We start from the raw sequence: 26,943 nt of genomic DNA, 5'->3' as shown, positions 1-26,943 counted from the left end.
CGATTTTGGAAAGAACGGCTAAACTGATTATTATTAGAAAAAGGGCAATATTTTAAATGGATGAAGCTGGTGTTGTGACCTGTTCAAGCCTAATGCCCCAAGCTTTTACGAGACATGCAAACAAACAACGTGAGGGGAGATGGATCAAACAGCATGATGCAATTAACCATGTACATTGACGGAAAATGGAAAAATCCAAGCAAAGACAATAAAAGAGACATCATTAACCCGGCGAATGGGGAAGTGATCGCTGAGGCAGCGGAAGGTACAGCCGAAGATGCCAAGGAGGCCATCAGCCAAGCCAAAAGAGCATTCCAGGATGGAGAATGGCCGGAAATGGCACCTGCCGAACGGGCAGAATATTTATACAGGATTGCTGCCAAACTGGACGAGAATCATGACGAATTGACGCGGCTGGAAACGCTCGACAACGGCAAAACACATACGGAAGCCAGTTTTGACGTAACCGAAGCAGCCGATTGTTTCCGGTATTACGCAGGACTGATCCGCGCACCGGAGGGACAGGCAGTCGATGCTCCAGAATCAACCCACACGATGGTCGTCCATGAGCCAGTCGGTGTCTGCGGCCTGATTGTCCCGTGGAATTTCCCGCTGCTGATGAGTGTCTGGAAGATGGCTCCTGCACTGGCTGCCGGCAATACCGTAATTTTGAAACCATCCGAAATCACACCGGTTACGGCCGTAAAGCTGTTCGAGATTTTCGATGAGGCAGGGCTTCCGGACGGAGTTGCTAATCTGCTGCTGGGACATGGTGCTGTTGTCGGGAATGAACTGGCGACAAGCCATGATGTTGACAAAATCTCATTTACAGGCGGAACGGAAACAGGACGGGCCATTATGAAATCCGCGGCCGGCAACTTGAAAAAAATTTCACTGGAGCTGGGCGGAAAGTCACCGAATATCGTCTTTCAGGACGCGGACCTGGATACCGCCGTTGATCACGCATTGTTCGGCATTTATTTCGGTGCTGGACAGGTCTGTTCGTCCGGGTCGCGTATTTTAGTTGAGGAAAGCATACATGATGTCTTTGTCGAGCGGTTTGCGGAGCGGGCAAAGAAAATCACCGTCGGCCCCGGCAGTGATCCAGCATCCGAAATGGGACCGCTTGTCAGTGAAGATCATATGAATAAAGTGCTGTCCTATATCGCTAAAGGCAAAGAAGAAGGAGCGAACCTTGTCTGCGGTGGAAATCGCGTACAGACTGGTGCATTAAAAGACGGCTACTTTGTGGAACCGACTGCTTTTACAGATACAACGGAAACGATGCGCATTGTTCAGGAAGAAATTTTCGGCCCAGTCGCGGTGTTCCAGACATTCAAGGATGAACAGGACGCTATCCGGGTAGCCAATAATACAGATTACGGACTGGCCGGAAGTGTTTTCACTCAGGACAGTGCCAAAGCGCTCAGGGTTATTAAAAAAGTGCGTGCCGGAATCACGTGGGTAAATACTTATCACACCAACTTTAACGATTTCCCATGGGGCGGCTATAAACAAAGCGGAATTGGCCGCGGACTGGGGAAATATGGACTAGAGGAATTCCAGGAAGTAAAACAAATCAACATTAACCTGCAGCCAGAACCAACCGGATGGTTTTCCGAATAAAGCAGTTTTGAGAACGTGTTTACAAAAAACAATCATAAGGAGGCTGTTATGAAGAATTCAAGAATGGAAATGGAGCAATTGTCATACCGAAACGATAAGGAAGCAGGTTTATCAATTGATGTGGCGGTGATCGGCGGTGGAATTTCAGGACTGTACGCCGGATATCGCCTGCTGTCCGGTACATACGGAGGTGACAGCCAGCCCCCGGAATCCATTCATATTTTTGAAGGAGATGATCGAATTGGCGGACGGCTGCAGTCAATCGAACTGCCGGATATGAATGTAACTGGTGAGCTTGGTGGCATGCATTATGATACGTCCCACCAAATAACCGCCACACTTATAGAAGATATTTTTCAGCTTGATCATACTCCTTTCCCATCAGGGGATCCAGCCGAATATACATATTATCTCCGCGGCCAGCATTTTAAAGGCAGTGACTGGATAGATGCTCAAAAGCGAGGGGAACGGCTGGATGTGCCTTATAACCTTCGTGAGACAGACAAAGGGTTCCGTTTTGATCAGCTTCTGCACAAAATTGTCTACCATGTGCTGATGGCCGATCCGTGGTTTGTTGCCAACTACGGGGACAGAATTGAAAAAGTGAACGATTACGAGTATGCGTTCAGGTTGACTGCCAGCCAATGGGACGATATCAACGTCAACTGGACATATCATCAGGAAGGCAGCCCTTTCTATGGCATGAAGGTTCGTGACATTGGGTTCTGGAACCTGATCAAAGACCAGGCAGGACAGGAAGGGTATGCTTTTATCGCCGATACGGAAGGGTATTACTCCAATACGATGAACTGGAATGCGGCTGTAGCGGTATCGTATATGATTGGCAGTGACGGAGAAGGAACGTACCGAACGATGACAAGCGGCTACGATCAGATTGCCTATTCACTGGCAAAAGATTTTACGGATAGCCAAGGGGCACAGCTATGGACGGGCAATCGGCTGGAGACGTTCACCAAAGCGACAGACAGTCCGCGCCGCTATCGTCTTACATTTTATAACACAGAAGAACAAGCGTACTGGACGGTCGATGCCGATTCTATTATTCTGGCCATGCCGAAGCGTTCGCTGGAACTTTTGGACCGGAACAGTTATTTCTTTCAATCGGATGCAGCGCCCATGTTGAATCAGAATATCGATACAGTATTCAGCATTCCGTCGTTTAAATTGCTGATGGGATTCACCTACCCATGGTGGAAAGAGGACCACGGCATTGAGGAAGGCAAGGCATCCACCGATTTACCAATGAGCCAGTGCTATTACTTTGGGACAGACCCATCAAACAACCATTCCTTATTGCTGGCGAGCTATAACGATCTCAGCACCGTCCCCTATTGGAATGCACTTATCCAGTATGAGGGGGAACAGGAATCAGCCGGTGCTGCAAGCCCTGACAGAACGGGAGCCAGCAGTTATTCGGCAGCTGCTGAAAAGGATCGCGGCCTGCTTGTAAAAGAACCGCACACCCTGCCAGGTGAAAAAGCACCGAAACATGTTGTCGACGAGGCACGAAGCCAATTAAGCGAAGTGCATGGAAACCATGTCCCTGAGCCTTATACCGCACGCATCAAAGACTGGTCCCGCGCCCCGTATGGCGGCGGCTATCACAACTGGCGGACAGGCGTTGCCATGGAAGCAGTCATGCCATTTATGCGTCATCCACTGCCGCATGAAGCCATCCATATTGTTGGGGATGCCTACTCCGGAAAACAGGGCTGGATTGAAGGCGCGTTCTGCGAAACAGAAAAGATGCTCCAAGAATCCTACCACCTCCAATGGCCAACCTGGCTCAGTACCAGCTATTATCTAGGATTCTAGTGGGATATGGGGACAGGATCCTTTAAACGGGTGCAATAAATAAGACAAGGAGCCCGCTCCCACATTCTTTGCCATTGTCTCTGAAAGGTGGTTGTGAACAAATGAGTGAGAACGTAAAAAATTTCAAGCCCAACTTCTCGCAGGAAACCATACTAAATATGGATGCTATTTCTATTGCGAATGCTATTAAAAGTGAGAAAATCACTAGTTTTGAAGTGGTTAGCACCTTTATTGAACATGCCAAAAAAATAAATCCCCTCATTAATGCTATTGTTGAAGATCGATACGATGCAGCTATAAGCGAGGCCTTGGAAAAGGACAACCAAACGGAGAAGGCGGATAAAGGACCATTATTCGGTGTTCCAATTAGTGTGAAGGAAGCGTTCCAGGTTGCAAACATGAAAATGACTGGCGGATTAGTAAGCAGGAAGCATTTAATAGCTAGAGAAGACGCCAAGGTTATTAAGAAATTAAAAAGTGCTGGTGCTATTATTTTAGGAAAAACAAACACACCAATGTTATGTTTTTGCCAGGAAACGGATAATAAATTATATGGCAGAACGAATAATCCGTGGGACGTGACAAGAACTCCGGGCGGTTCCAGCGGCGGAGAAGGTGCATTGCTCGGAGCGGGGGGAGCAGCCGCCGGAATTGGTTCCGATATTGGGGGCTCCATTCGTTTTCCAAGCCATTTTAACGGTGTTGTTGGGTTTAAACCAGGCAAATTCCAAGTATCAGCTGACGGGCATTTTCCCTCAAATAGTCATGCGCTGCAAGAAAGAATGTCGGGAATGGGACCGATGGGGAAATCAGTCCGTGATATGGAACTGTTGTATGGGATTATTGCTGATACACCTCCTGCTGAACAATCACTCGATGATGTCAACATTGAGATTTTATCTGAAGACACGAATGTTCCTTTATCCAAAAAAACAAAAGACATGCTTGATAGAATGGAACAATTTTTACGTACCTCTTTTTCAGTAAATCGCTCCATTCCACCATATTTTGGAAGTAGTGCGCGATTATGGCAGGAGATCATGTCGATGGATGGTGGAAGGGAAATGGAAAAGCTAGTATTTAATAATGATCGGCTAAACGTATTAGCTGCCTATGCTAAAGAAAAGCTGACCAAAAAAACACAAATTCATCCGTTTCTGTCATGGGCACTTATCGGAGCGAAACTATTCAAACCATCGGCAAGCAGAACAAGAGAAATAGAAAATATTGTGGAACAAGGTGATGATAGGCTGGCCGATTATCTTAAAAATCGTTTATTAATTTTTCCGGTTTATCATACAGGAGCGCCAACACATGGAAAAGTATATCAGGAGATCTTTTCAATCCGTAAAACATTTCTGCAATACATGCCATATGTTGCGTATGCAAATGTCTGGGGACTTCCATCCTTAACCATTCCGGCTGGCACAGATGAAAATGAAATGCCAATCGGTGTTCAGATTATAAGTATGAATGGTAATGAAAGCGCAATTTTCCAATTGGGCAAAATAGTGGAGGATAATGTCAGAGGGTATGTTCGCAGTATGAAACTGGATTAGTTTTTTGTATCAATGTTTCCTGGCAAGAAGAATTCTGGACGTAGAGCCTGTCCTAGTCACCCTTGATAAGAACTTTCATTTTCGACAACTGTATTATTCTCGGATCTACATCATACCATGGTAGATATCAATCAAAATTATAGAGGAGGAACCATGCATGCAGCGCCTGATGTGCAAGGGGAAAATCCATAGAGCTACTGTCACAGAGGCTGATCTTGACTACGTTGGCAGTGTGACAATTGATGCGAAATTAATGAAGGAGGCGGATATTAAGCCATACGAGATGGTGCAGATTACCAATCTAAAAAATGCGGCCAGGTGGAAAACATATGCCATTCCTGCGCCGGAGGGATCGAAGCAAATTTGTCTAAACGGCCCTCCAGCCAATCTATTTTCCCCGGGCGACCTGGTTATCATACTCAGCCAGGGTCTCATGACCGAAGAGGAAATAGCCAATCTAAAGCCACGGGTCGTTTTTGTCAATGAACAGAACGAGATTACGAGTGTAGAAGACCATCAGCTACACTGGCCGGAAGAAATCTAATCCTAAGGGTGAAAAATCCAGCTGACAGCAGATCGGCTGGATTTTTTGCGTGGACCCCTGCATCGAAAATTCACAAAATCAAATGAACTGCAACCAAAAGAAACAATGAAATTCCGAGCCATATATGGGTCATCCTTTTTTTGACAGACGGCCAGAGCAGCCGCAGCCAGCCACTGGCAACCATCGCCGTCAGCACAGTGCCGGCCAAGAGCCCGCTTGTCAGTTTCTCGTTTGTCAGGTCCAGTCCGAACAGACGGATGACGAGCGATGCGTGGATGCTGATTAAAATAAGCGCCGTCGTTCCAATCCAACGATGATATGGGACAATTTTTTTGGAGATATTGGCCAATCTTATTTTCGTCTGTTTATTCGATGTGTTGCGCATAGTGGAGAACACCGCATGCCGTGTCCAGTTAAACAGGAAAAAGAACAGCCCAAGCGCCCCGAATGCAATATGCACAGGGAAAAACGGGAGCTGAACGCGTTCGATAATATTCCAAACGCCAAGTACAAGCAACAGAAAATTAAAATAAAACCATTTATTCATAAGATCCTCCGGGCCATGATTGCAAAACTTTGGTGAAACGATTATAGCACAACTACACTGAATAGATTTGTGCTGGAAATCACACAAATTTAAAGGGGAAATTCGATTGTAGGGGTGGGCGTATATTGTATCGGAATACCCGCGAAAACAAAACAGACCGGCAACGATACCGGTCTGTTTAGGGCTGAAGTGCGGAGTCCGTATCACAAGTGTGTGATGCGAAAGACACCTTTATTAAACAAATGTTCCTTCCATCACCGATTCCTGCACTGGTCGGCGGTCGGATGGCTTTTCGCGTGCCTGCAGTTGTTCGTCTAGGGCTTCTTTCTCCCCTTGGTAACCAATTGCCACAAGTGCCTGGATATCAAATTCATCCGGGATGTTTAACAGTTCGCGCGCTTTGTCTTTATAAAATCCACCCATGCCATGAGTGATTAAGCCTTCTTTTGCCGCCTGCAGGGACAAATAGCCCCAGGCTGCACCGGTGTCAAAAGCGTGCGTATTACTTTGCTTATCGGAAATAAGCAGTGCTAGCACGGGTGCTTTTTCACACCATTTCCGATTTCCATCCATTATAAAAGAATGAAATTTTTCCTTATCTTCTTGCGTGCGTGCAATAATGAACCGCCACGGCTGGATATTCATAGCAGACGGTGCCCACCGAGCCGCTTCAAATACTCTTAAAAGCACGTCCTCAGGTACTTCTTTTTCTAAGAATGACCGAGGCGACCAGCGCTTTACGTAAATCGAGTCAATATCGTGATCCGCCTGGCGGAATTGTTGTATGTCTGTAGTCATCATATGTACATCCTCCTGTTGAAAATCCTGGCTTTCCCTAAGTCTTCTTTTATAAATCGACCAACGTTTTCTTATATTGCAATAAAATATTCAACTGACCGTCATTATAATGAAATTGTATTTTGAAATCAAAATATCCGTTTGAGCCAAACATGAACGGTAACATTAGACACGAAATTAGGAACAAGTAAAAATACGTCGACCGCCTATCCTTTTGCAGCATGTATGGATCCACAAAGAAAAAGGCGTTATACCCTTCTCCTCGCCACGTAACTGTCACTTAGAAAAACGCTTGAACGCCCTGGGAATGAAATAAGCTGCTGTTGCCGCTACACCAGCAGTTAAAAGTGTAATGAGATTAGAAGAACCTTTAGCTATAACAATTCCTTGCGATAGGTCACCGCTCCTATTCCAAGCTTCTGATATATTTGGGGTATATACCATAGTATACAAGACACCGAGTGCCCATTGGGTAATGAAGAAAAAGAGTAGAAAGCTTGCTATGAAAATAATATAGTTTTTCATTTTATCGCCTCCTATGCTTATTACGATAACATGGCAAAAAAGTTTCTTGTTATAAAAAGGCTGTTTACTCGTTTATCCAGACCTGTTAGAAAAACTATAGGCCCACCCTCGTCCTAGTAAGTGCCAAGTAAGGTCATCGATAATCTATACTTTCTGACGTCACAAATAAAACGCCTCTTATGAAAAGAGACGTTTTAGCGTACTGTACAACATTTCATTAATGCGTACAGGAGTTAAATTTTTGGTATGGAGCATATCGGGCTCGAACCGATGACCTCTTCGCTGCCAGCGAAGCGCTCTCCCAACTGAGCTAATGCCCCGTCGATTCCGATATTTATTATAGCCACTTGTCCGCATAATTTCAAGGGGGATATATAAATTTTAAATTTTCTGTTTCTGAGCCAATGATTTAACAACAATTATTTCCCGGGCAATCTATGTCAAATAAAGTCGGAATTTGTCGGGGTGCGAGTTTTCAGTATTTCGGATTACTGGAATCTTATCAACTGCCAATTTATGCTAGAGTAAAAACAACTTAAAGGAAATCAATAAGGAGATGATTTAATGGATCTCGGACTCAATAACAAATCGGTGTTGGTATTAGCTTCCAGTAAAGGACTGGGGAAAGCAACTGCGGCCCAGTTTGCAAGAGAAGGTGCGCGGGTGTATTTGGCAAGCCGGGACGAAAAGGCGTTGGAACAGACGGCGGAAGCGATTATAGCAGAAACCGGAAACAAGCAAGTATCGTATGGGCGTTGTGATATGACGAACTATGATTCGATCAAACAGCTTGTTGCGGATGCTGCCTGGACGAACGATGGGATTGATGTTTTAGTGAATAATACGGGTGGTCCACCGGCAGGGGCGTTTGATGACGTTGACGATCAGGCTTGGCAGCATGCCTTTGAACTTAACTTGCTTAGTTTTATCCGGGCTATCCGAGAGGTTTTGCCGCATATGCGAAAGGGAGGAGGCGGCCATATAATCAATTTTGCCTCGTCTTCCATTAAACAGCCGATTGATAATTTGATCCTGTCCAATACATTCAGGGCAGGGATAACCGGATTGTCGAAAAGCCTGTCGCAGGAACTGGCCGGTGACAACATTTTAATCAACACGATAGGACCGGGAAGGATTTCGACGGACCGAGTGCAATCACTTGATAATATGAAGGCGGATGCACTTAACATGGAGGTAAAGGACTTGAAGGCCTCCATCGAAGAGCAAATCCCAATTGGGCGGTATGGGGAGCCTGAGGAATTTGCAAAACTGGCTGTGTTCCTTTGCTCAGCAGCGAACACCTATATGACAGGGCAGTCGCTGCTTGTGGATGGAGGCATGGTCAAGGCGTTATAAGTGTGTTGAAGTGCTATTTTATTGGTGCAGAGCCGGGGAACTCTCTTTTGGTGCATGTTAGGCAGAAGGGAGGAACCGGCTTTTTGTCTCCCGGTTCGGATTGATATCTTTAATTTTCGAGTTGATACCTCTGCCGAACCGGTTGATACTTCGGCTAAACAGGTCGATATCCACCACAAACGGGTGGATAGACCCCGAGCATGTCCCCGCCCGAGCAAAGCACAGCCCTTATATGGTGGGGAAATACCGCCCGCATCCCCGCTCAATCAGCCCATCATTCATAAGCGTTTTTCGTATACTTGCTTCTTGCATTCCAGACGAGGTACTGCCGTATCCCGAGTTCTTCCAGTGCTTTAATCTGGTTTTGGATATCTCGTTTTTCGTATTTGCGTCCAAAGTCGAAATCTTGTATCCACGGGCGGATGAATGCTGTATTAATGCCTTTTTCCTCAAGTTTTTCATTTCGTCTTTTTGCATCCTGGATGGCTTGTTTCATGATGTCGTACGGATGATCATCTGGATTTTCGATACCGTACGAGCCGGGTCCATAGTGTGACGGGTAAGTCATTGGGGAGATAAAGTCGACATTTGGTGCGATCCGCTCCCACAATTGTCCTATTCCCATGTCATCTTTGGCTGTTGTTACCAATCCGAACACATCAGCGGAAACTTGGACGGAATAATCCTCAAGGCGTTTATTCGCATACTGCAGAAAAGACAACACGTTTTCATCTTTGGCCATGTTTTCTTGATTATCAAAGGTTATGTTCTGGTCTGCCGTTTTTGCATTGGCTGGAAAGCGGATATAGTCGTATTGAATTTCGTCAAATCCGTATGATGCCACTTCCTCGGAAATGGAAACCATGTAATCCCAGACATCTTTTTTGTACGGGTCAATCCACTTGATTCCCTGCTCATCCTGCCAGACACCACCATTTTTACGCTTGATCGCAAATTCTTCTTTTTGTTCAGCCAGAAATGGATCTTTGAAAACGACAATTCGTGCGATGGTGTAAATCCCTTCCTTTTCCAGACGGTCGAGCAGTGCTTTCATATCATCGACTGACGGATTGCCGTCTGCCTTGATTTCCTCGGCAATCGGCACGTTTGAATCATAGGTCAGTTTACCGTTGTCATCTTTTACATCCATAACAAAGGCATTTAGATCAGTCGATTGAACAAGATCAATATAATCGTCAATGGCATCACTTTTAATAGCATTGCGGTTCAGGTAAATTCCCCTGATGTCCGTACGTTTGATATTTTCCTTGGGCGTTTGCCGTCTGATGTTGTTCGTGCTGCTCGAATTTGTCTGACCTTTATCTTCTTTGTCCGCAGCCAAAAATTCCGGACGCTTTTTGGATTGGTTCTCGGAAGTATTTTCGCTGTGGTAATCGGTGTGCTGGATGTTCAGCTGTTTAGTCATTTGCGTTTCAATGCCTGCACAACCTGCCAAAAATCCCGGCAGAAAGAGGGCGAGGCAAAGGACGGTTAACTTCATTCGCATATTCATTCACCCAGTTGTAGCGTGGACATCAGCCGCCGTTCTTATGTAGTAGCATTGGCTGCAGATTGTCCAGTGGAAAAATCTGCAGCAATTTCATAATTGACAGGTGGGTGGAACCGTTTTACTATATATGTAACGGGTTACAGGCATCCCCCTATAATAATTTTTTTACCTTGCTGTGTAACCCGTTACACAAGAAGATATATTTCATTACAATAAACATAAAAAAACAAGACGAAGAGGGCTATACGATGGCGACAATCCGTGATGTGGCAAAGCTTGCTAGTGTTTCGACTGCAACGGTCTCCAGGGTTATTAATGGAAATGGTTATGTGAATGCGGAGACAAAACAACGGGTAACAGAAGCGATTGAACAATTGGATTATGTACCGAACGATGTGGCCCGGAGCCTTTTTAAAGGGCGTTCCAAAATGATCGCGCTGTTTGTTCCGGATATTACGAACCCGTTTTTTCCGGAGCTGGCCCGGGCGGTGGAAGATGTTGCAAACCAGCGTGATTACTCGTTTGTCCTCTGCAATACGGACAATGACCCCAATAAAGAAAGTGCTTATTTGAACGCATTGCAGCAAAAGTCGGCTGATGGGTTTGTCATTGTCTCAAGCTCGATTTCCGAAGAGCAATTGAAGAAAATTACAGTGCCGATGATTGCTTTGGACCGTATCACTGGCCGTTCCATATCCTCTGTCACGGTAAATAACCGCAGTGGAAGCAGGCAGGCGGTGCAGCACTTGAAATCGGTCGGCTGCACACGGATTGCCCATATTTGCGGACCAGAACACGCGGATAATGCGGTTTTCCGATTGCGCGGCTACCTTGATGAGGTTATGCACGAGGACTGGTTTAACAGCAGTTATGTGGCTTCGGGTGCGTACAATTTTGACACGGCACGGGAAGCGGCTATGAATCTATTGCGCGATTGTCCTGAGGTGGATGGTATTTTTGCCGGCAATGATCTGATGGGTGTAGGTGTACTGCATGCCGCGGCTGCACTAGGCAGGAAGGTGCCGGATGATTTGTCGGTGATTGGTTTTGACGGCATTTCTATTGGTAAAAAGGTTACACCAGCACTGACGACGATGGCACAGCCGATTTATGATATTGGGGCAAGGGCTGCCGATATGGTCATCACCCAAATCGAAAATGAGGCACCGGCAATGATAACCGAGGAATGTCCGGTTCAACTGGTGGAACGGCAATCGACAAGGCGAAAGGACTGATTGGATGAATGCTGAGCCGAGTGTGTGCATTGTTGGCAGCATGAATATGGATTTAACCGTTACAACAGACAAAGTCCCACAGCAGGGCGAAACCGTTATGGGGAATGAATTTTTTGCAAACCCTGGTGGAAAAGGGGCTAACCAGGCGACTGCCGCAGCCCGAATGGGTGCCAATGTCCATTTTATCGGGGCGGTTGGGGATGATGTGTTTGGTCAAACACTTCTTGCTAATATGAAAAACGAGCAGATTCGAACGGAAGGAATCGATACGATAGCAGAGACGTCTACAGGAACGGCAACGATCATCCTGTCTGACCAGGATAATCGAATCATTGTTGCACCAGGGGCTAATAACCTTGTAACGCCAGAGCTGGTGAAGCGTCACCGTGACTTGATTGCTGGCAGTGACATTGTGCTCCTGCAGCTGGAAGTGCCGATGGAAACGATTGTGGCTGTGGTAGAAGCCGCTGCGGAAATCGGTGTTCCGGTCATCCTCAATCCGGCGCCATACCAAAAGCTGCCGGAGAGTGTGCTAAAAGGCTGTGCATGGCTGACACCGAATGAACTGGAGGCCGCCGCATTTGCAGAAGATCCGCTCTATGAAACAATCCGGGAAAAATTGATTATTACCCGAGGTGCCAGTGGTGCCAGTTTTACTGAAAACGGCCGGGAGCGGCATGTGGCTGGCTATGATATGTCTGTAATGGATACAACAGGTGCCGGCGATACATTTAACGGCGCGCTGGCAGCAGAACTTGCCCGGGGAACGGCACCGGATGAAGCGATTCGGACGGCCAACGCGGCAGCGGCTCTGTCAGTAACAAAAGTTGGTGCACAAGGCGGCATGCCGGAAAAACAAGCAGTCGAAGCATTTTTACAGGAAAGGAAGACATCAGAATGAAGAAAACAGGGCCATTAAACCGTGATATCGCTTCGGTGCTGGCCAGAATGGGACACACCGATACCATTATGATCGCTGATTGCGGGCTGCCCATCCCGGAACATACGCCTTGTATTGATTTGTCATTAAAACTTGGAACGCCTAGTTTTTTAGAAGTTTTGATGACCATTTCTGAACATATGGCTGTGGAAGAACTGACGCTGGCCGAGGAAGTGAAACTATCCAATTCCCCAGTGCACAACAAATTAACCGCATATTTTCACGATGTACCAATCCGCTATATCGGACACAAAGATTTGAAACGGTCTGCAAACGATGCCAAGGCAGTCATTCGAACCGGTGAGGCAAGTCCATACGCTAATGCGATTGTGCATTCGGGTGTCATTTTTTAAATGAATGGAGGTGCAATCATGGCGGAAACACCATTTATTGATATGCAGGGGATTACGAAGGCTTTTTCCGGCAACCAAGTCTTGAAAAAGGTGGACCTTTCGATTGAGCAGGGAGAGGTGCACGCATTAGTCGGCGAAAATGGGGCCGGTAAATCTACACTGATCAAAATACTGACCGGCATTCATAAACGAGATGGCGGCACGGTCAAGCTGAACGGAAAAGAGGTGCATTTTTCCCATCCGAAAGAAGCGGAACAAGAGGGGATCATGGTTATCCACCAGGAATTGAATATAATCCCGCATCTGACGGTTGCAGAAAACATGTTTCTCGGGAAAGATATCACGTACGGCAAGTCAGGCATTCTGAACAAGAAGGAAATGAAGAAACAATGCACGGACTATTTGAGAAAACTGGGTGTTTCCAACATTGACCCGGATGAAGTAGCCGGTGATTTATCTGTTGGAAAACAGCAGATGATTGAAATTGCCAGAGCGATATCCACGAATGCCGAGCTTATCGTGATGGACGAGCCGACTGCTGCACTAACAGATCGTGAAATTGAAAATCTGTTTGAGGTGGTGGAGTCCCTGAAGAGCCAGGGTGTTGCTATTATTTATATTTCCCACCGGATGGAAGAAATTTTTCAAATCTGCGACCGGATTACGGTTTTGCGTGATGGCCAATATATCGGGACGGAATCGATTGATAGCCTTGATTTTGAATCGATTGTGAAAATGATGGTTGGGCGGGAACTTGGCGAACGTTTTCCGGAGCGGAAGCATACAGCCGGTGACGTTATTTTTGAAGTGAACGATCTGGCAAGGAAAGGGCAGTTTCACGATATACACTTTTCGGTCCGGGAAGGAGAAATTCTCGGTGTGGCTGGATTGATGGGCGCCGGCAGATCGGAAATCATGGAAACGATTTTCGGCTATGCGAAAAAACAGCGTGGAAGTGTGCGTCTTAATGGAGAGGAACTGACAATCAGGCATCCGTCCGACGCAATCAAGGCGGGAATTGGCTTCATTACGGAGGACCGGAAATCCAAGGGGTTATTAACGGAATTCTCTATCCGCGATAACATTGCTTTAACAAATTTGAAATCAGTTTCCAGTAATGGTGTCATCGCCTCCAAAAGGGAGCAGCAGCTGGTGCAGGAGCTGATGGATCGGCTGGGTGTGAAGGCGACCGGCTCAGGTCAGGAAACAAAATCGTTAAGCGGCGGTAACCAGCAAAAAGTAGTCATCGCCAAGTGGCTCGGGATCCGTCCAAAACTGCTCATATTGGACGAGCCTACCCGTGGGGTGGATGTCGGCGCTAAAAAAGAAATTTATTCAATCATGAATGAACTGACGGAAAGTGGTGTGGCCATTATTATGGTTTCCTCGGAACTGCCCGAGATTTTGGGTGTGAGTGACCAGATTATGGTCATCCACGAAGGAACCGTTGCGGGAATACTGAACAGAGAAGAAGCAGACCAGGAAAAGATTATGGCTGCAGCAGCAGGGGGTGAATAACAATGAAAGCGAAACTTTTTCAGGATTTTTCTAAACTGGGGCCGTTAATTGGGCTCATCGTCATGGTTCTTTTTCTAAGTGTACTGAGTGAGGACTTTTTTACAATTGATAATATCCTTAATTTATTGCGGCAAATATCGGTTAATGCGCTGATTGCATTTGGAATGACGTTTGTTATTTTAACGGCGGGCATTGACTTGTCTGTCGGTTCACTCCTGGCGCTCGGAAGTGCACTGACAGCGGGCATGCTGGCAAGCGGCATGGATCCGGTTCTGGGTGTTTTCCTCGGACTGCTGATTGGCCTTGGCTTAGGTGCTGTCAACGGGCTGATCATTACGAAAGGGAAAGTAGCGCCGTTTATTGCGACACTGGCGACGATGACCATTTACCGTGGTGCGACGCTTGTTTATACGGATGGCATGCCGATAACGGGACTGTCCGATAGTTTTGTGTTTGAAATGATTGGCGGCGGCTATGTATTCGGCATTCCATTTCCGGTCATTTTGATGCTTGGTGTATTTCTAGTACTCTATTTCATTTTAACAAAAACCGTCTTCGGCCGGCAAGTGTACGCGGTCGGCGGCAATGAGGAAGCATCGATATTGTCCGGTATTAAAGCGGACCGGGTGAAAATATGGGTGTACTCGCTGACCGGAATGCTCTCGGTGCTGGCGGGAATCATTTTAACGAGCCGGCTGAACTCAGCACAGCCTACTGCCGGCCAAATGTTTGAGCTTGATGCCATTGCAGCAGTCGTTATTGGCGGAACGAGTCTGATGGGGGGACGCGGACGCATCTTCGGAACCCTCGTCGGAGCACTGATCATCGGTGTTATCGATAACGGGCTGAACCTGTTGAATGTCTCGTCGTTCTATCAGCAGATTGTGAAAGGCGGCGTCATACTGCTTGCAGTGTTGATGGATAGAAAATCAAATTAAACTATTTGAAGGAGGAGTTAAAGATGGCTAAATGGCTGAAAGGTTTGGGATTACTGGCAGTTTTGGTATTGGTATTAGGGGCTTGTTCCACAGACAGTCCGGGTTCATCGGAAGACAGTGGAGAAAGTTCAGATGGGGAATCAGATGATTCGATTAAAATTGGCCTGTCCATTTCTACACTGAACAATCCGTTTTTCGTTACCTTGCGTGAAGGTGCGGAGGCCGCTGCAGACGAGGCTGGCTATGATATAGTGGTAACCGATGCACAGGATGATGCGTCCACACAGCTGAGCGATATTGAGGACCTGCTGCAGCAAAATGTTGATGTATTACTGGTGAACCCTGTTGATTCCGAGGCTGTTGCAACCGCGATTGAATCAGCGAACGAACAAGATGTGCCGGTCATTACAGTTGACCGCAGTGCAGCCGGCGGAGAAGTGGCCACTCACATTGCGTCTGATAACGTGTCCGGCGGGGAAATGGCTGGCGAGTTTATCGCTGAACAGTTAGAAGAAAGTGGAAAATTGGTTGAGCTCCAGGGTGTACCCGGTGCATCTGCGACAAGAGAAAGAGGGGAAGGCTTCCATAATATCGTGGATTCCATTGATGGTCTGGAAGTTGTTGCCCAACAGACAGCAAACTTTAACCGTTCTGAAGGACTGACTGTCATGGAAAATATCATTCAGGGTTCGGATGACATGGATGCTGTATTTGCTCACAACGATGAAATGGCACTTGGAGCAGTAGAAGCACTCCAATCCAACGGCATGCTGGAAGATGTCATCGTTGTCGGCTTTGATGCCACGGATGACGCCCGTGCCGCTGTAAAAGAAGGTACTATGGATGCTACGATTGCCCAGCAGCCGGAAGTGATTGGCGAAAAAGCAATTGAAGCAGCAGCGAGCGTTGCCGGCGGGGAATACATCGATGAATTCATCCCGGTTGAACTGAAAATGGTAACGGAATAAGTGAAAGTTGAGAAGAGTCATGTCACACGGTGATGTGGCTCTTTTTTTGATTTGAAGGTGATGGTATATTTTGGCGCCAATAAGCCAACCTAAGCATGGAGTTTAAACTATAGAGTGGTGATGACAATGCGATGGCTTAGCATACAAATGACTGTGATCATGCTGGTCTGCCTTCATCCCGGGTTCAGTACAGCAGCAGCGAAGGAAAACAGTGAGGCGCACAACTGGGTAGAGTACAGTACACATGTCGAAACGGTCGATGCGGGGTCCCATGAATACACGTACTGGAAAAATCTTATACAGCGAACGCGGACTTGTGACATATCCCACAAACTGAAATCAGTTGTCTATTATTGTGATACTCATGATCATACGGACGTGGAAATTTTTCATGAGGAAACAGTTCATAGTGAGAAGCATGAATAACGTTCGTGGTATCGAAAAAAGCAGCGGCCGCCATGTCGGGCAAACCGCTGCTTTTTTCGGATAAGATCATAAACTGTTCTGGTTGCGTTTTCAAATAGAAATATAGTAAACTATTAATGAATCGACGTACTAATCGAAATAGGAGAAGGGGGTATTCATGTGGTATTGCCATACAAGCATGAACCATTTACTGATTTCAGCAATGAGCAAAACCGCGCCGATTATGAAGCCGCTCTCAAAAAAGTAGAGAGTGAACTAGGCAAAGATTATCCGCTGGTTATCGGCGGTGAGAAAGTTTATACCGATGATAAGCTGATTTCCGTCAACCCTGCGAATAAAGAACAGGTTATCGGAAGGGCATCAATGGCGACAAAAGAGCATGTCGAAAAAGCTATGGATGCTGCTAAAAATGCGTTTAAAGAGTGGAAGAAATGGACTGCTGAAGAACGTGCGGAAGTGCTGTTCAAGGCCGCTGCCATTGCGCGCCGCCGCAAGCATGAAATCTCTGCTTGGATGTCTTATGAAGCGAACAAGCCATGGGATCAGTCTGATGCGGATACAGCAGAAGGCATAGACTTCCTGGAATATTATGGCCGTCAGATGCTACGTCTTGGACAAGGCCGTGAAATCAATGACCGTCCAGGTGAGAATAACACATTCTTTTACCAGCCGCTTGGTCCCGGTGTCGTTATTCCGCCATGGAACTTCGCGTTTGCGATTGTATGCGGAACAACGGTAGGACCGGTTGTTGCCGGTAACCCGGTACTGATGAAACCATCCGAAAATACACCGGTTATTGCTTACAAACTGGTTGAAATTCTGGAAGAAGCTGGCCTGCCAAGTGGCGTTGTCAACTTCCTGCCAGGCAATCCGGAAGATATTGGTGACTATCTAGTTGATCATAAAGATACGCATTTCATTAACTTCACCGGCTCACGTGCAACTGGCACACGCATTTATAAGCGTGCTTCAGAAGTACACGAAGGCCAGACACATCTGAAACGCGTTGTCGCAGAAATGGGCGGCAAGGATACGATTATTGTTGATAAAGATGCTGACCTTGATTTAGCGGCAAAATCAATTGTTGATTCTGCATTCGGGTTCCAGGGTCAGAAATGCTCTGCATGCTCCCGTGCCATCATTCATCAGGATGTTTATGATGAAGTGCTTGAAAAAGCCGTTGAAGAAGCAAAAGGCATTACAGTAGGCAACCCTGGCGAAGAAGACATCTACATGGGTGCCGTCGTCAACCAGAAACAGTTTGATAAAATCAAAGACTATATCGAAGTAGGCAAACAGGAAGGCGAACTCGTCTTTGGCGGGGAAACCGACGATTCCAAAGGCTACTTTATCTATCCGACCATGATCAAAGACCTTGATCCGGAAGCACGTATCATGCAGGAAGAGATCTTTGGCCCGGTTGTCGGCTTTGCTAAAGCAAAAGACTTTGACGAACTGTTGGATATCGCCAATAATACCGAGTATGCCCTGACTGGTGCGGTTATTTCCAACAACCGTGCACACTTGAACCGTGCCCGTCATGAGTTTGAAGTGGGTAACCTCTACTTCAACCGCGGCTGCACAGGCTCCATTGTTGGCTATCAGCCGTTTGGCGGATTCAAAATGTCCGGTACTGACGCCAAAGCCGGCGGACCGGATTACCTCTTGAACTTCCTGGCTCCGAAAACAATTTCGGAATCCTGGTAAGTGAATTTAATAAATGAGCGGTGGTTTAATCAACTGCCGCTCATTTTTTGTCGGAGGGGTGCCGCATTTATGCTGTTAGCTGCAGGATGCTAAAGTTCACAGTAAGTTTGCTAAAGTTCACGCGCGAAATGATAAAGTTCACAATAGATCCCGCTAAAGTTCACAACTAGAATGATAAAGTTCACATCTTTCTTAAGGCTGTCTTCTAAAAAGATTGTTATCTTTGCTACGCTAACCATAGAGAATGAAAGACTTCTTTAAAAAAACCCTTGCATCATCAGCAAATCTATCGTATAGTAAACGATATAATTACATAGGCAACCTCAGTTCGGTGAGGTAGAGGTGCAGGCAATATGAGTAGGCAGTGCGAGGATGACAACGGTGATCGCTGCGGAAAGGATTGTTTGCCGAAGCATGATGAGTGTCGGGCTTATCATCGCTGGTGCATTTCTGAAAAAGGGGTGTACTGTCATGCTATGAGTGCATGGAGAACTACTGATCGATGGAGGATAACGATAGTTGGTGAAACAATGATTGGTTATTTTCCTGTCATTGTTTTTTTGTATTTCGGGAATGTTTTTCCACCCGTTCCGAAATCTGGCAGCTGTCAATTCCCCTCCCGCTTAGAAAATCCGTGCACTCCCTAATTTCAGGGGGTGTTTTTTTTGGCAGTTAAGAAAGTGCATAAGTGCAACGAGAGCCTTTTAGCAAGGCAATAAATAGTGCTAGTAATGTGTTTGTCTGATGCAAATATAACAGTTTACTAATCTTTAGGGGGAACAGGCATGGAGAAAATTAAGCGTAAGAGGCTATTTACAGCACCGCACCCATTTGTCATTTTGTTTACGCTAATGGTTCTGATAGCCGTCAGCACGTATTTCATTCCAGGCGGTGAATATGACCGGACAACGAATGATGATGGTCAAACGGTTGTCGTTGATGGAAGTTATCATCCAGTGGAGGCAATTCCTGCAGGGTTTATGGAAATTTTTCAGGCTGTTCATCAGGGAATGGTGGACGCTGCAGCTATTATATTCTTTATTTTTATTGTTGGTGGTTCATTTGGTATTTTCAAGGCAACCAACACAATTGAAGCGGCACTTGGCAGTATTTCCTCGAAAGTTATGGGGAAAGAGATCTATCTGATTCCGGTTGTTATGCTCTTTTTTGGTGTTTCCGGTGCCAGCTTCGCGATGTTTGAAGAGGCATTGCCCTTTATTTTGATTATGATTCCAATTGCGATGAAGCTTGGTTTTGACTCGATTGTGGGAACAGCGAGCGTACTTGTTGGGGTTTCGGCAGGTTTCACGACTGCTTTTGCCAATCCATTTACGATAGGGGTCGCTCAAGGGATAGCAGGTTTACCACTGTTTTCGGGAATGGGTCCAAGAATTGTCTTTGGGATTGTTTTCATAGTGGTCAGCATTGTCTATGTGATGCTGTATGCACGGAAAATTAAAGCTGATCCGTCCAAAAGTGTTGTCTATAAAGAAGACCAAATGCGGAATCTTGACACAGATGGAATCAATCAGCAAACACTAACAAAACGGCACTGGGCTACACTTGCTGTATTGGTTATGACGCTGGTTGTCCTGGGGTATGGCATTATTCAGCATGGCTGGTATATGACGGAGATTGCCGCATTGTTTCTTGTTATGGGAGTGGTCATCGGCGTTGTCAATCGCATGAGAGTCAATGAGATCGCGGAAAAATTCGTGAAAGGCTGCGAGGAGCTAGTTGTTGGGGCGCTAGTTGTTGGTTTTGCATATGGTGCTCTTGTCATTTTGCAAAATGCCAGCGTTATTGACACGATTTTGTATGGTATTACTGATTTTGTTTCCGGTATGCCAGCCCAGTTTGCAGCCATTGGCATGTACGCTACACAGTCCTTGTTAAACTTTATTGTGACATCCGGCAGCGGACAGGCAGCATTAAGTATGCCAATCATGACCCCGCTCGCTGACTTGCTTGGTGTCAGCCGGCAAACGGCAGTCCTCGCTTATCAAATGGGGGATGGCATTTCCAATATTATCGCTCCGACAAGTGGTTTGCTACTGGCAGGACTGGCCATGGCGCGCATATCCTGGGTGAAATGGTTCAAGTGGATCTGGCCATTGATTGTGATTCAGTATGCGATTGGGGCAATTTTTGTGACCATTGCACACATGTTTCTTTGGGTTTCCTGATATAATGGACAGGAATGAACGGTAGTTGCGAACTTTAGAGGAGGAACAAGCAATGATAGAAAGTTTATTTGCAAAATTGGAAGAGCAATACCCGGAGATGGTTGATTTTCGACGTGACCTGCATATGCATCCTGAGTTATCACATCACGAAGAACGGACACCGGAAAAAATTGCCGAATTCCTGAAAGGGCTGGGCATTGACGTCCGTACTGGTGTCGGCGGCAGAGGGGTTGTTGGCACGCTGAAAGGCGGTAAACCCGGCAAAACAATTGCACTGCGGGCTGATTTTGACGCCCTGCCGATCCAGGATGAGAAGGATGTCGATTATAAATCTCAGGTACCTGGGGTTATGCATGCATGCGGCCACGACCTGCATACGGCAGGACTGTTAGGTGTGGCAAAGGTGTTGAGCAGTGTACGTGACGAAATTCCGGGAACGATTGTGTTTGTTCATCAGTTTGCTGAAGAAATAACACCAGGCGGCGCGAAATTTATGATTGATGATGGCTGTCTTGACGGTGTGGATATGATTTATGGTGCGCATGTGATGGCAGATGAGCCGTTCGGAACAGTAAGCGTCCGTGAAGGATATGCTTCATCGGCGCAGGATGATTTTGAAATTGAAGTATTGGGCCAGGGCGGTCATGGATCATCGCCGCATACAACTGTTGATCCACTCGTGACAGCAAGCCAGCTTGTTGTGAACCTGCAACAGATTGTCAGCCGCCGCGTCAGCCCGCAGCAGGCAGCAGCTGTCACGGTCGGTTCTTTTCAGAGTGGAGGGGCGAATAACGTCATTCCCGATAAAGCCGTGATTAGAGGAACGGTCCGTACGTATGATGCGGAAGTGCGGGATATGGTTGAGAATGCACTGAAACAGATTGCCAAATCAACATGTGAAGCAGTCGGGGCTGGTGTAAATATCGATTACATCCGCGACTGCCCGTCGATGTATAATGATCCGGAAGAAGCGGGGCGGATTGAAAAAATGGCCAGGCTGGTTGTTGGAGCAGACAATGTTCATGAAATGGCACCGATGATGGGCAGTGAAGATTACGCTTATTATCAGGAAGAAATCCCTGGCGTTTACTTTATTGCAGGCGGACAAAATCCAGATATTGGTGCCGTCTACCCGCATCACCATCCGATGTTCAATGCGGATGAGCGTGCCATGCTGAATATCGGGAAAGTGTTCATCAGTTCCGTATTGAATTATTTGTCGGACGGAGAGATAAAGCCGGACGGGGAGTAGTTTGGTGGTGCGTTGCTCGATTTGGGGCGGATCTCGCTCGAATTGAGTGGCGCATCGCTCGATTTGGGATGGATCTCGCTCGAATTGAAACGTTTAGCTCGATTGGATGGTACTGTCATAAATAACGTTGCAAAATCTAGGCAGCATGATACAATAGTTTACAAGTATTTTGTAAAATTGGAATGCCGAGATTAGTTTAGAGGAGTTGAGTTGAGTTATGACGAGCAAAGAGGTACTAGCAGAAACAGGTTATTTCGGTGAATTCGGGGGCAGCTACGTCCCGGATGATTTAAAAAACGTTTTATCGGAAGTTGCCGATGCATTTGAACGATACCGCGATGATCCGGAATTTGAAGCAGAGTTCAGGTACTATATGGATGCGTATGTCGGCCGTGAAAATCCGCTTACGTTTGCAGGCAACCTGACGGAAAAAATCGGCGGGGCAAAGATTTATTTGAAACGGGAAGATCTGAACCATACGGGTGCACATAAGATTAATAACGTGATTGGCCAGATCCTTTTGGCGAAGCGGATGGGCGCCAGCCGGATTATTGCTGAAACCGGTGCAGGTCAGCATGGGGTTGCAACGGCAACGGCCGCGGCGATGTTCGGTATGCCATGCACGGTTTATATGGGCAAACTGGACACGGAACGGCAGGCACTGAATGTTTTCAGGATGGAACTGCTTGGCGCGGAAGTAATCCCGGTTGAAAAAGGGCAGGGCCGCCTGAAAGATGCCGTCGATGAGGCGCTCGGGGATCTTGTGGCGAACCATGAGAACACATTTTATCTTCTGGGATCTGCAGTCGGTCCGCATCCATATCCAAGTATGGTAAAGTATTTCCAGTCGGTCATCAGTGAGGAGTCCAAACGGCAGATACTGGAAACAGAAGGAAAACTTCCAGCTGCCGTTGTTGCCTGTGTCGGCGGCGGAAGCAATGCGATTGGCGCGTTTGCACATTATATTGACGAAGAGGATGTACGGCTTATCGGTGCGGAACCGGCGGAGGCACCGACCATCACGGAAGGGGAACCTGCTGTGATCCACGGGTTTAAATGCATCACGCTGCTTGATGAGAATGGCGAACCGAAGCCAACTTATTCCGTCGCGGCCGGTTTAGACTATCCTGGTGTCGGACCGGAACACAGCCATTTGAAGACGAGCGGCCGGGCTGAGTATGTGACCGTTTCCGGTGAGGAAGCACTAGAAGCCTTCCGGGAACTGTCCCGAACAGAAGGCATCATCCCAGCGCTGGAAAGTTCACACGCAGTGGCACAAGCAATGAAACTGGCAAAAGAACTGCCCAAAGATGAAGCAATCATTGTAAACCTCTCTGGACGCGGCGATAAAGACGTCCAGCAAGTGTTTGAAAAGCTCGGATGAATGGAAAAAGTGTGGAAGAGGGTTAAAAAACCCTCTTCCATTGTTTTATTTTTATATGAAATCCCAACGATTACCGTTGCATGCTACTAAAAATTTTTCCCCTTTAGATATCCGGGTACAACCTGTGTTGTTGGAACGTCAGGATCTGCCGTATACCCTTGTGGTGTAAATAGCAATTTTTCCATATAAGGTGACGGTATATTGTGGAGATAGTAGTTATCCCATGTGTTCGTGTAAAACAATTTTGCCTCATCGACCGATCGTTTCCCAGTAGCAATATCATGGATGATGTTGAAAGATAAAATGTTATTTTCTTCCTTATCGCAGTTTACGGTTAGCTCTCCTCTTGTACGGAAAGCATACCCACTTCCGTCATAACGTGCAATTTTTGAATAAGCCTCTTCCGGTAATTTATAATCAATAGTGTTTGCGAGAAAATCCGGATGTGGGGAAGGCCAGTTGTGTGTGTACGCGTCACGGAATACCGTTGTTCGTTTCCACGGTCCATTATTATACCAAATCAAAAGACTTTCTGTAGCCTCCTGGGGGTAGCCATATTTTTCAATGGTTAGCATGGCACCTTCTTTTTGCACGATTGGCCAAGCAGATATTACATTTTGTACGTAGTCTTCAAACTGATTGCTCATCAAAGTACCTCCTTTATTTTTTCAACATTAGATTGTTCGTAACGGGGGATTTTATGTAATAGGGCACAAAGATTGAGAAAAGAATAAAGAAAAAAGCTGCTAACCCTTTTTTGGATCAACAGCTTTTTTGCGGTACCGGCGCCTTGATTTATATTTCTTGGTGGGACAATGTACTGTCACCATGTCCCTATTGAATAAAGGTTTTGTTGACGAATCCGGTGAAGTCGGGTTTTTCTTTCAGGAATTGCAGATCATAGGAAGAGTTGCCAAATTCCTGGATGACTTCTTCGTTTACTTTATAGGTGAAGTTGGTGCGTTTCCAGGCGTTTTCCATGACACTTTTTTCGAGTTCCTGGCCGGTGATGTCGGCAATGCCATTGATGGTGATGTCGATTGCTTCATCTGGATTATTATTAACATACTTGACAGCTTCTTTGTGGGCGTCGATTAGTTTTTGGATTTGCTCACTGTTGTTTTCGGCCATGTCAGATGATGTTACGAATACGGCAGCTGGCAATGTTTCACCAAAGGATACTTCACTGGTCGGGATGACGACGTTGGCATCCACTTTTGCTTCCATAACGGACGCCCATGGTTCGGGTGCTGTCGCAACATCCACATCTCCTTTTTCGAACATGGACTTATAACGCGCAGGTTCGCCGGTCACATGCTTCATAGATCCGCCAATCCGATCTGAGGTGATTCCTTTATCTTTCATGTATGTCTCAAACTGTACATCATGCGTGCATCCGACGCGCGGTGAGATGAATGTTTTCCCTTTAATGTCTTCCCATGACTTGATACCGCTTCCGTCACGGGATACGATAACGGTCCCGCCGGTTGATGATGCGCCGATTATCTGAACGTCTACACCGGAAATGAAGCTGTTCATGGCAGGCCCTGGCCCGACTAATCCGCCTTCGATGTCACCGGATGCCAGTGCTTTCATAAATGTAGAACCGTCCGGAAACGTTTGATACTCTACGTTGACATTGTCACCTAGGTGGTCTTCATACATTTCTTTTTGCTTGGCTACCATTGCTGGTGCGTGATTCAAGTTTGGAAAGTGGCCGATGGTGACTGTTTCTTTTTCGCCATCGCCTGATGTTTCACTGCTGCCACCGCAGGCTCCCAGGATAAGAAGAGCTCCAATCATAAAAATTCCCACAAGTTTTTTCAACTTAAAAATCCCCTTTCTGATGTTTTGAAATGGAAACGATGAATCCTGCCTTTGCTGGTCGATTGATTTCAATGAATCGGCTGCTGATAATTCCCCTTAAAAGCGGGGCGGATGCTGGTGTTACGCTGCCTCTTCCATGCCCCAACGTTTCAGCACTTTATTTTCCATGCGCTGGAAGATAAGCTGGTCGACGATAGAGCCGATAACGCCGATGATGATGATGATCCCGATCACAAGACTCATATTATTAAAATCAGATGCATAACTGAGCGTGTAGCCGAGTCCCGGGCCTGTGCTAAGCATTTCCCCCGCCATTAATGCCCGCCAGCTGAAGGCCCACGCCAGCCGAACACCGGTAACCGCATGCGGAATGGAGGCAGGAACGATTACCTTCATAAAAAGATCCATACCTTTCGAGCCCATCGTTCTTGCTGCTTTCAGATAAATCGGGGCAACGTTTTTAATGCCAATGCGCATGTTCATTGTCATGACAAATGTCCCACCGATGATAACAACAAAGATGATGGATGCTTCAGTGAACCCAAACCAGATAATTGCCAATGGTACCCAGACAATGCTCGGCACACTTTGCAAGGCCAAAATCATCGTGCCGAGCGTTTCATCAGCTATTTTTACCTTGGCGAGCAGCACACCAAGCAGTGTGCCAATTACAAGTGAAATGGAAAGCCCGATGAGAAGGTGCCGGAAACTGGCCAAAATATCATAGACAAGCGTCATGTCCGCGAACCCCGCATAAATAGTTGTTGCGACAGTAAATGGACTTGGTATCATGGAATCGGGCCAAAAATCGAGCTGGAAAACTGCCTCCCAAATCAAAATAAGTGCCATAAAAAATAACGTGCGTTTAATGATTACCGGCATGCTGCAACTCCTCTTTCATGACGTTGTCGATTTCTGTTTTCAACATGGCCATAACTTCTTCCTCAAGAAGTGCCATATCTTTTTGCTGCCTTGGTCTGTTCAAGTCCACATTAAAATCAGAGATGATGGTTCCTGGCCGGGCACTCATAATGATCACGCGGTCCGATAGTTTAATAGCTTCGCGGATGCTGTGGGTGACAAATACGATCGTTTTTCTGGTGTCCAGCCAGATTTTGTCTACTTCCTCCTGCAGTACATGGCGTGTCTGTTCATCCAATGCCCCGAACGGTTCATCCATCAGGAGCAGTTTGGAATCCATGGCCAGTGCCCTTGCAATGGCAACCCGCTGCTGCATGCCGCCGGAGAGTTCGTGCGGGTAATTTCCGGCAAACTGGCTGAGGTGGACCATTTTCAGGTATAGGCGGGCAGCGTTTTCTCTATCCTGTTTGTTCATACTTTTGCGCAATGGAAACGTGACATTTTCTTTTACCGACATCCATGGAAATAAAGCCGGTTCCTGGAAAACCATGCTTTTGTCCGGCCCCGGCTCCGTTATTTCCTGATTGGCAAGCTTGGCGGTGCCGGAAGATGGGTGAGACAGTCCGGCAATCATGGACAACAATGTTGACTTACCGCAGCCGGATGGGCCAAGTAAGGATACGAATTCCCCCTCTTCAATGGAAAGATTAATATTTTCAAGCGCCGTGAGCGGCTGTTCTCCATGGCGCTGAAAAGACTTGCTGACGTTATCAATGTCCAGGTACATACCTCTTCACCCCTACTCCGAATTAATTCATATTATCTTTATCGGAAATATGTGTTTTAAGCATTTTACCATGGATATACAAAAAAACCAATAGGTAAATTGCCCAAAAAAAATCGGCATTCGCCTTGTTTTATAGCGAGTGCCGAAGTATTTCTTATAAGGTCATCCATAAACCTGAATTATTCATTGAAACTTAGTAGAAAAGTGCAATTGTTTGTCGCCCAAGCGGTTTCGCCAAATTACATTTTCATCAAATAAAT

General features: G+C 46.5%; 24 protein-coding genes, 1 tRNA gene and 1 riboswitch. Of the genes, 16 read left to right on the top strand and 9 right to left on the bottom strand.

Annotation, left to right across the window (positions count from 1 at the left end):
- Positions 1-153: 153 nt before the first annotated feature.
- The 4 genes from ACFSUO_RS14335 (at position 154) to panD (ending at position 5,565) form a co-directional block, all read left to right on the top strand.
- Positions 154-1,626: an aldehyde dehydrogenase family protein gene (locus tag ACFSUO_RS14335; protein WP_382395457.1), complete on the top strand. Its 1,473-nt coding sequence runs from the start codon at positions 154-156 to the stop codon at positions 1,624-1,626.
- Between the two features lie 48 nt (positions 1,627-1,674).
- On the top strand, positions 1,675-3,462 hold the full coding sequence (locus ACFSUO_RS14330; protein ID WP_382395285.1) for a flavin monoamine oxidase family protein: 1,788 nt from the start codon (positions 1,675-1,677) through the stop codon (positions 3,460-3,462).
- A 101-nt stretch (positions 3,463-3,563) separates the two neighbouring features.
- Positions 3,564-5,021 carry an amidase gene (locus tag ACFSUO_RS14325; RefSeq protein WP_382395283.1) on the top strand — a complete coding sequence of 486 codons (1,458 nt, stop codon included), beginning with the start codon at positions 3,564-3,566 and terminating at the stop codon, positions 5,019-5,021.
- Between the two features lie 157 nt (positions 5,022-5,178).
- Positions 5,179-5,565, top strand: coding sequence for an aspartate 1-decarboxylase (gene panD / locus ACFSUO_RS14320; protein WP_382395281.1), 387 nt, complete (start codon positions 5,179-5,181; stop codon positions 5,563-5,565).
- A gap of 70 nt (positions 5,566-5,635) precedes the next feature.
- On the opposite strand, the gene ACFSUO_RS14315 is transcribed toward panD, so the two are convergent.
- The 4 genes from ACFSUO_RS14315 to ACFSUO_RS14300 all read right to left on the bottom strand — a co-directional run bounded on the left by ACFSUO_RS14315 (position 5,636) and on the right by ACFSUO_RS14300 (position 7,755).
- Positions 5,636-6,112, bottom strand: coding sequence for a hypothetical protein (locus ACFSUO_RS14315; RefSeq protein ID WP_382395279.1), 477 nt, complete (start codon positions 6,110-6,112; stop codon positions 5,636-5,638).
- Between the two features lie 234 nt (positions 6,113-6,346).
- On the bottom strand, positions 6,347-6,910 hold the full coding sequence (locus ACFSUO_RS14310; RefSeq protein ID WP_382395277.1) for a nitroreductase family protein: 564 nt from the start codon (positions 6,908-6,910) through the stop codon (positions 6,347-6,349).
- A gap of 276 nt (positions 6,911-7,186) precedes the next feature.
- Positions 7,187-7,435: a hypothetical protein gene (locus tag ACFSUO_RS14305; RefSeq protein WP_382395275.1), complete on the bottom strand. Its 249-nt coding sequence runs from the start codon at positions 7,433-7,435 to the stop codon at positions 7,187-7,189.
- Between the two features lie 247 nt (positions 7,436-7,682).
- A tRNA-Ala gene (locus ACFSUO_RS14300) sits at positions 7,683-7,755 on the bottom strand.
- A 244-nt stretch (positions 7,756-7,999) separates the two neighbouring features.
- Between ACFSUO_RS14300 and ACFSUO_RS14295 the strand changes: the two genes are divergently transcribed.
- Positions 8,000-8,791, top strand: coding sequence for an SDR family oxidoreductase (locus ACFSUO_RS14295; RefSeq protein WP_382395273.1), 792 nt, complete (start codon positions 8,000-8,002; stop codon positions 8,789-8,791).
- Between the two features lie 274 nt (positions 8,792-9,065).
- On the opposite strand, the gene ACFSUO_RS14290 is transcribed toward ACFSUO_RS14295, so the two are convergent.
- Positions 9,066-10,217 carry a putative glycoside hydrolase gene (locus tag ACFSUO_RS14290; RefSeq protein ID WP_382395271.1) on the bottom strand — a complete coding sequence of 384 codons (1,152 nt, stop codon included), beginning with the start codon at positions 10,215-10,217 and terminating at the stop codon, positions 9,066-9,068.
- A 332-nt stretch (positions 10,218-10,549) separates the two neighbouring features.
- Here ACFSUO_RS14290 and ACFSUO_RS14285 point away from each other — a divergent pair, with 332 nt between their 5' ends.
- From ACFSUO_RS14285 to trpB, 11 genes are all read left to right on the top strand, one after another.
- Complete coding sequence (locus ACFSUO_RS14285) at positions 10,550-11,536, top strand: LacI family DNA-binding transcriptional regulator (RefSeq protein ID WP_382395269.1); 987 nt, start codon at positions 10,550-10,552, stop codon at positions 11,534-11,536.
- A 4-nt stretch (positions 11,537-11,540) separates the two neighbouring features.
- The gene (gene rbsK, locus ACFSUO_RS14280) at positions 11,541-12,437 is read left to right on the top strand and encodes a ribokinase (protein WP_382395267.1); all 897 of its coding nucleotides are present in this window, start codon (positions 11,541-11,543) and stop codon (positions 12,435-12,437) included.
- Entirely contained in the window at positions 12,434-12,829 is a 396-nt protein-coding gene (gene rbsD / locus ACFSUO_RS14275) for a D-ribose pyranase (RefSeq protein WP_382395265.1), read from the top strand. Before rbsK ends, rbsD begins: the two co-directional genes overlap by 4 nt.
- Positions 12,830-12,847: 18 nt before the next feature.
- Positions 12,848-14,347, top strand: a complete 1,500-nt coding sequence (locus ACFSUO_RS14270) for a sugar ABC transporter ATP-binding protein (RefSeq protein ID WP_382395263.1) — start codon at positions 12,848-12,850, stop codon at positions 14,345-14,347.
- A 2-nt stretch (positions 14,348-14,349) separates the two neighbouring features.
- Positions 14,350-15,285: an ABC transporter permease subunit gene (locus ACFSUO_RS14265; RefSeq protein ID WP_382395261.1), complete on the top strand. Its 936-nt coding sequence runs from the start codon at positions 14,350-14,352 to the stop codon at positions 15,283-15,285.
- A gap of 23 nt (positions 15,286-15,308) precedes the next feature.
- A complete protein-coding gene (gene rbsB / locus ACFSUO_RS14260; RefSeq protein WP_382395259.1) occupies positions 15,309-16,253 on the top strand; it encodes a ribose ABC transporter substrate-binding protein RbsB in 945 nt (314 codons plus the stop codon).
- Positions 16,254-16,379: 126 nt separating this feature from the next.
- Entirely contained in the window at positions 16,380-16,679 is a 300-nt protein-coding gene (locus tag ACFSUO_RS14255) for a hypothetical protein (protein WP_382395257.1), read from the top strand.
- Between the two features lie 159 nt (positions 16,680-16,838).
- Positions 16,839-18,386 carry an L-glutamate gamma-semialdehyde dehydrogenase gene (gene pruA / locus ACFSUO_RS14250; protein ID WP_382395255.1) on the top strand — a complete coding sequence of 516 codons (1,548 nt, stop codon included), beginning with the start codon at positions 16,839-16,841 and terminating at the stop codon, positions 18,384-18,386.
- Between the two features lie 329 nt (positions 18,387-18,715).
- Positions 18,716-18,889, top strand: a riboswitch (Lysine riboswitch).
- A gap of 282 nt (positions 18,890-19,171) precedes the next feature.
- Positions 19,172-20,572 carry a YfcC family protein gene (locus tag ACFSUO_RS14245; protein ID WP_382395253.1) on the top strand — a complete coding sequence of 467 codons (1,401 nt, stop codon included), beginning with the start codon at positions 19,172-19,174 and terminating at the stop codon, positions 20,570-20,572.
- Between the two features lie 52 nt (positions 20,573-20,624).
- Positions 20,625-21,824: a M20 metallopeptidase family protein gene (locus tag ACFSUO_RS14240; protein ID WP_382395251.1), complete on the top strand. Its 1,200-nt coding sequence runs from the start codon at positions 20,625-20,627 to the stop codon at positions 21,822-21,824.
- A gap of 217 nt (positions 21,825-22,041) precedes the next feature.
- Positions 22,042-23,208 carry a tryptophan synthase subunit beta gene (gene trpB / locus ACFSUO_RS14235; RefSeq protein WP_382395249.1) on the top strand — a complete coding sequence of 389 codons (1,167 nt, stop codon included), beginning with the start codon at positions 22,042-22,044 and terminating at the stop codon, positions 23,206-23,208.
- A gap of 86 nt (positions 23,209-23,294) precedes the next feature.
- On the opposite strand, the gene ACFSUO_RS14230 is transcribed toward trpB, so the two are convergent.
- The 4 genes from ACFSUO_RS14230 to ACFSUO_RS14215 form a co-directional block, all read right to left on the bottom strand.
- Positions 23,295-23,855, bottom strand: a complete 561-nt coding sequence (locus ACFSUO_RS14230; RefSeq protein ID WP_382395247.1) for a hypothetical protein — start codon at positions 23,853-23,855, stop codon at positions 23,295-23,297.
- Positions 23,856-24,042: 187 nt separating this feature from the next.
- Entirely contained in the window at positions 24,043-25,035 is a 993-nt protein-coding gene (locus ACFSUO_RS14225) for an ABC transporter substrate-binding protein (RefSeq protein ID WP_382395245.1), read from the bottom strand.
- Positions 25,036-25,155: 120 nt separating this feature from the next.
- Positions 25,156-25,917 carry an ABC transporter permease gene (locus tag ACFSUO_RS14220; RefSeq protein WP_382395243.1) on the bottom strand — a complete coding sequence of 254 codons (762 nt, stop codon included), beginning with the start codon at positions 25,915-25,917 and terminating at the stop codon, positions 25,156-25,158.
- Positions 25,901-26,683, bottom strand: a complete 783-nt coding sequence (locus ACFSUO_RS14215) for an ABC transporter ATP-binding protein (RefSeq protein ID WP_382395241.1) — start codon at positions 26,681-26,683, stop codon at positions 25,901-25,903. The genes ACFSUO_RS14220 and ACFSUO_RS14215 overlap by 17 nt, the downstream gene beginning before the upstream one ends.
- Between the last annotated feature and the right edge of the window lie 260 nt (positions 26,684-26,943).

Source organism: Lentibacillus juripiscarius, assembly GCF_042685205.1.
In the GTDB taxonomy this organism is placed as follows: domain Bacteria; phylum Bacillota; class Bacilli; order Bacillales; family Amphibacillaceae; genus Lentibacillus; species Lentibacillus juripiscarius.
Note: the sequence above shows the minus strand (reverse complement) of the source record. Positions and strands in the feature narration are given on the sequence as shown.

Bases quoted from the DNA above. Each gene is read 5' to 3' on its own strand.
- ACFSUO_RS14230 (WP_382395247.1), bottom strand. From the start codon at position 23,855: ATGAGCAATCAGTTTGAAGACTACGTACAAAATGTAATATCTGCTTGG.
- ACFSUO_RS14255 (WP_382395257.1), top strand. From the start codon at position 16,380: ATGCGATGGCTTAGCATACAAATGACTGTGATCATGCTGGTCTGCCTT.
- ACFSUO_RS14310 (WP_382395277.1), bottom strand. From the start codon at position 6,910: ATGACTACAGACATACAACAATTCCGCCAGGCGGATCACGATATTGAC.
- rbsD (WP_382395265.1), top strand. From the start codon at position 12,434: ATGAAGAAAACAGGGCCATTAAACCGTGATATCGCTTCGGTGCTGGCC.
- ACFSUO_RS14305 (WP_382395275.1), bottom strand. From the start codon at position 7,435: ATGAAAAACTATATTATTTTCATAGCAAGCTTTCTACTCTTTTTCTTC.
- rbsK (WP_382395267.1), top strand. From the start codon at position 11,541: ATGAATGCTGAGCCGAGTGTGTGCATTGTTGGCAGCATGAATATGGAT.
- trpB (WP_382395249.1), top strand. From the start codon at position 22,042: ATGACGAGCAAAGAGGTACTAGCAGAAACAGGTTATTTCGGTGAATTC.
- ACFSUO_RS14330 (WP_382395285.1), top strand. From the start codon at position 1,675: ATGAAGAATTCAAGAATGGAAATGGAGCAATTGTCATACCGAAACGAT.
- ACFSUO_RS14290 (WP_382395271.1), bottom strand. From the start codon at position 10,217: ATGACTAAACAGCTGAACATCCAGCACACCGATTACCACAGCGAAAAT.
- panD (WP_382395281.1), top strand. From the start codon at position 5,179: ATGCAGCGCCTGATGTGCAAGGGGAAAATCCATAGAGCTACTGTCACA.
- ACFSUO_RS14295 (WP_382395273.1), top strand. From the start codon at position 8,000: ATGGATCTCGGACTCAATAACAAATCGGTGTTGGTATTAGCTTCCAGT.
- ACFSUO_RS14270 (WP_382395263.1), top strand. From the start codon at position 12,848: ATGGCGGAAACACCATTTATTGATATGCAGGGGATTACGAAGGCTTTT.
- ACFSUO_RS14285 (WP_382395269.1), top strand. From the start codon at position 10,550: ATGGCGACAATCCGTGATGTGGCAAAGCTTGCTAGTGTTTCGACTGCA.
- rbsB (WP_382395259.1), top strand. From the start codon at position 15,309: ATGGCTAAATGGCTGAAAGGTTTGGGATTACTGGCAGTTTTGGTATTG.
- ACFSUO_RS14245 (WP_382395253.1), top strand. From the start codon at position 19,172: ATGGAGAAAATTAAGCGTAAGAGGCTATTTACAGCACCGCACCCATTT.
- ACFSUO_RS14220 (WP_382395243.1), bottom strand. From the start codon at position 25,917: ATGCCGGTAATCATTAAACGCACGTTATTTTTTATGGCACTTATTTTG.
- ACFSUO_RS14315 (WP_382395279.1), bottom strand. From the start codon at position 6,112: ATGAATAAATGGTTTTATTTTAATTTTCTGTTGCTTGTACTTGGCGTT.
- ACFSUO_RS14325 (WP_382395283.1), top strand. From the start codon at position 3,564: ATGAGTGAGAACGTAAAAAATTTCAAGCCCAACTTCTCGCAGGAAACC.
- ACFSUO_RS14240 (WP_382395251.1), top strand. From the start codon at position 20,625: ATGATAGAAAGTTTATTTGCAAAATTGGAAGAGCAATACCCGGAGATG.
- ACFSUO_RS14215 (WP_382395241.1), bottom strand. From the start codon at position 26,683: ATGTACCTGGACATTGATAACGTCAGCAAGTCTTTTCAGCGCCATGGA.
- ACFSUO_RS14335 (WP_382395457.1), top strand. From the start codon at position 154: ATGATGCAATTAACCATGTACATTGACGGAAAATGGAAAAATCCAAGC.
- ACFSUO_RS14265 (WP_382395261.1), top strand. From the start codon at position 14,350: ATGAAAGCGAAACTTTTTCAGGATTTTTCTAAACTGGGGCCGTTAATT.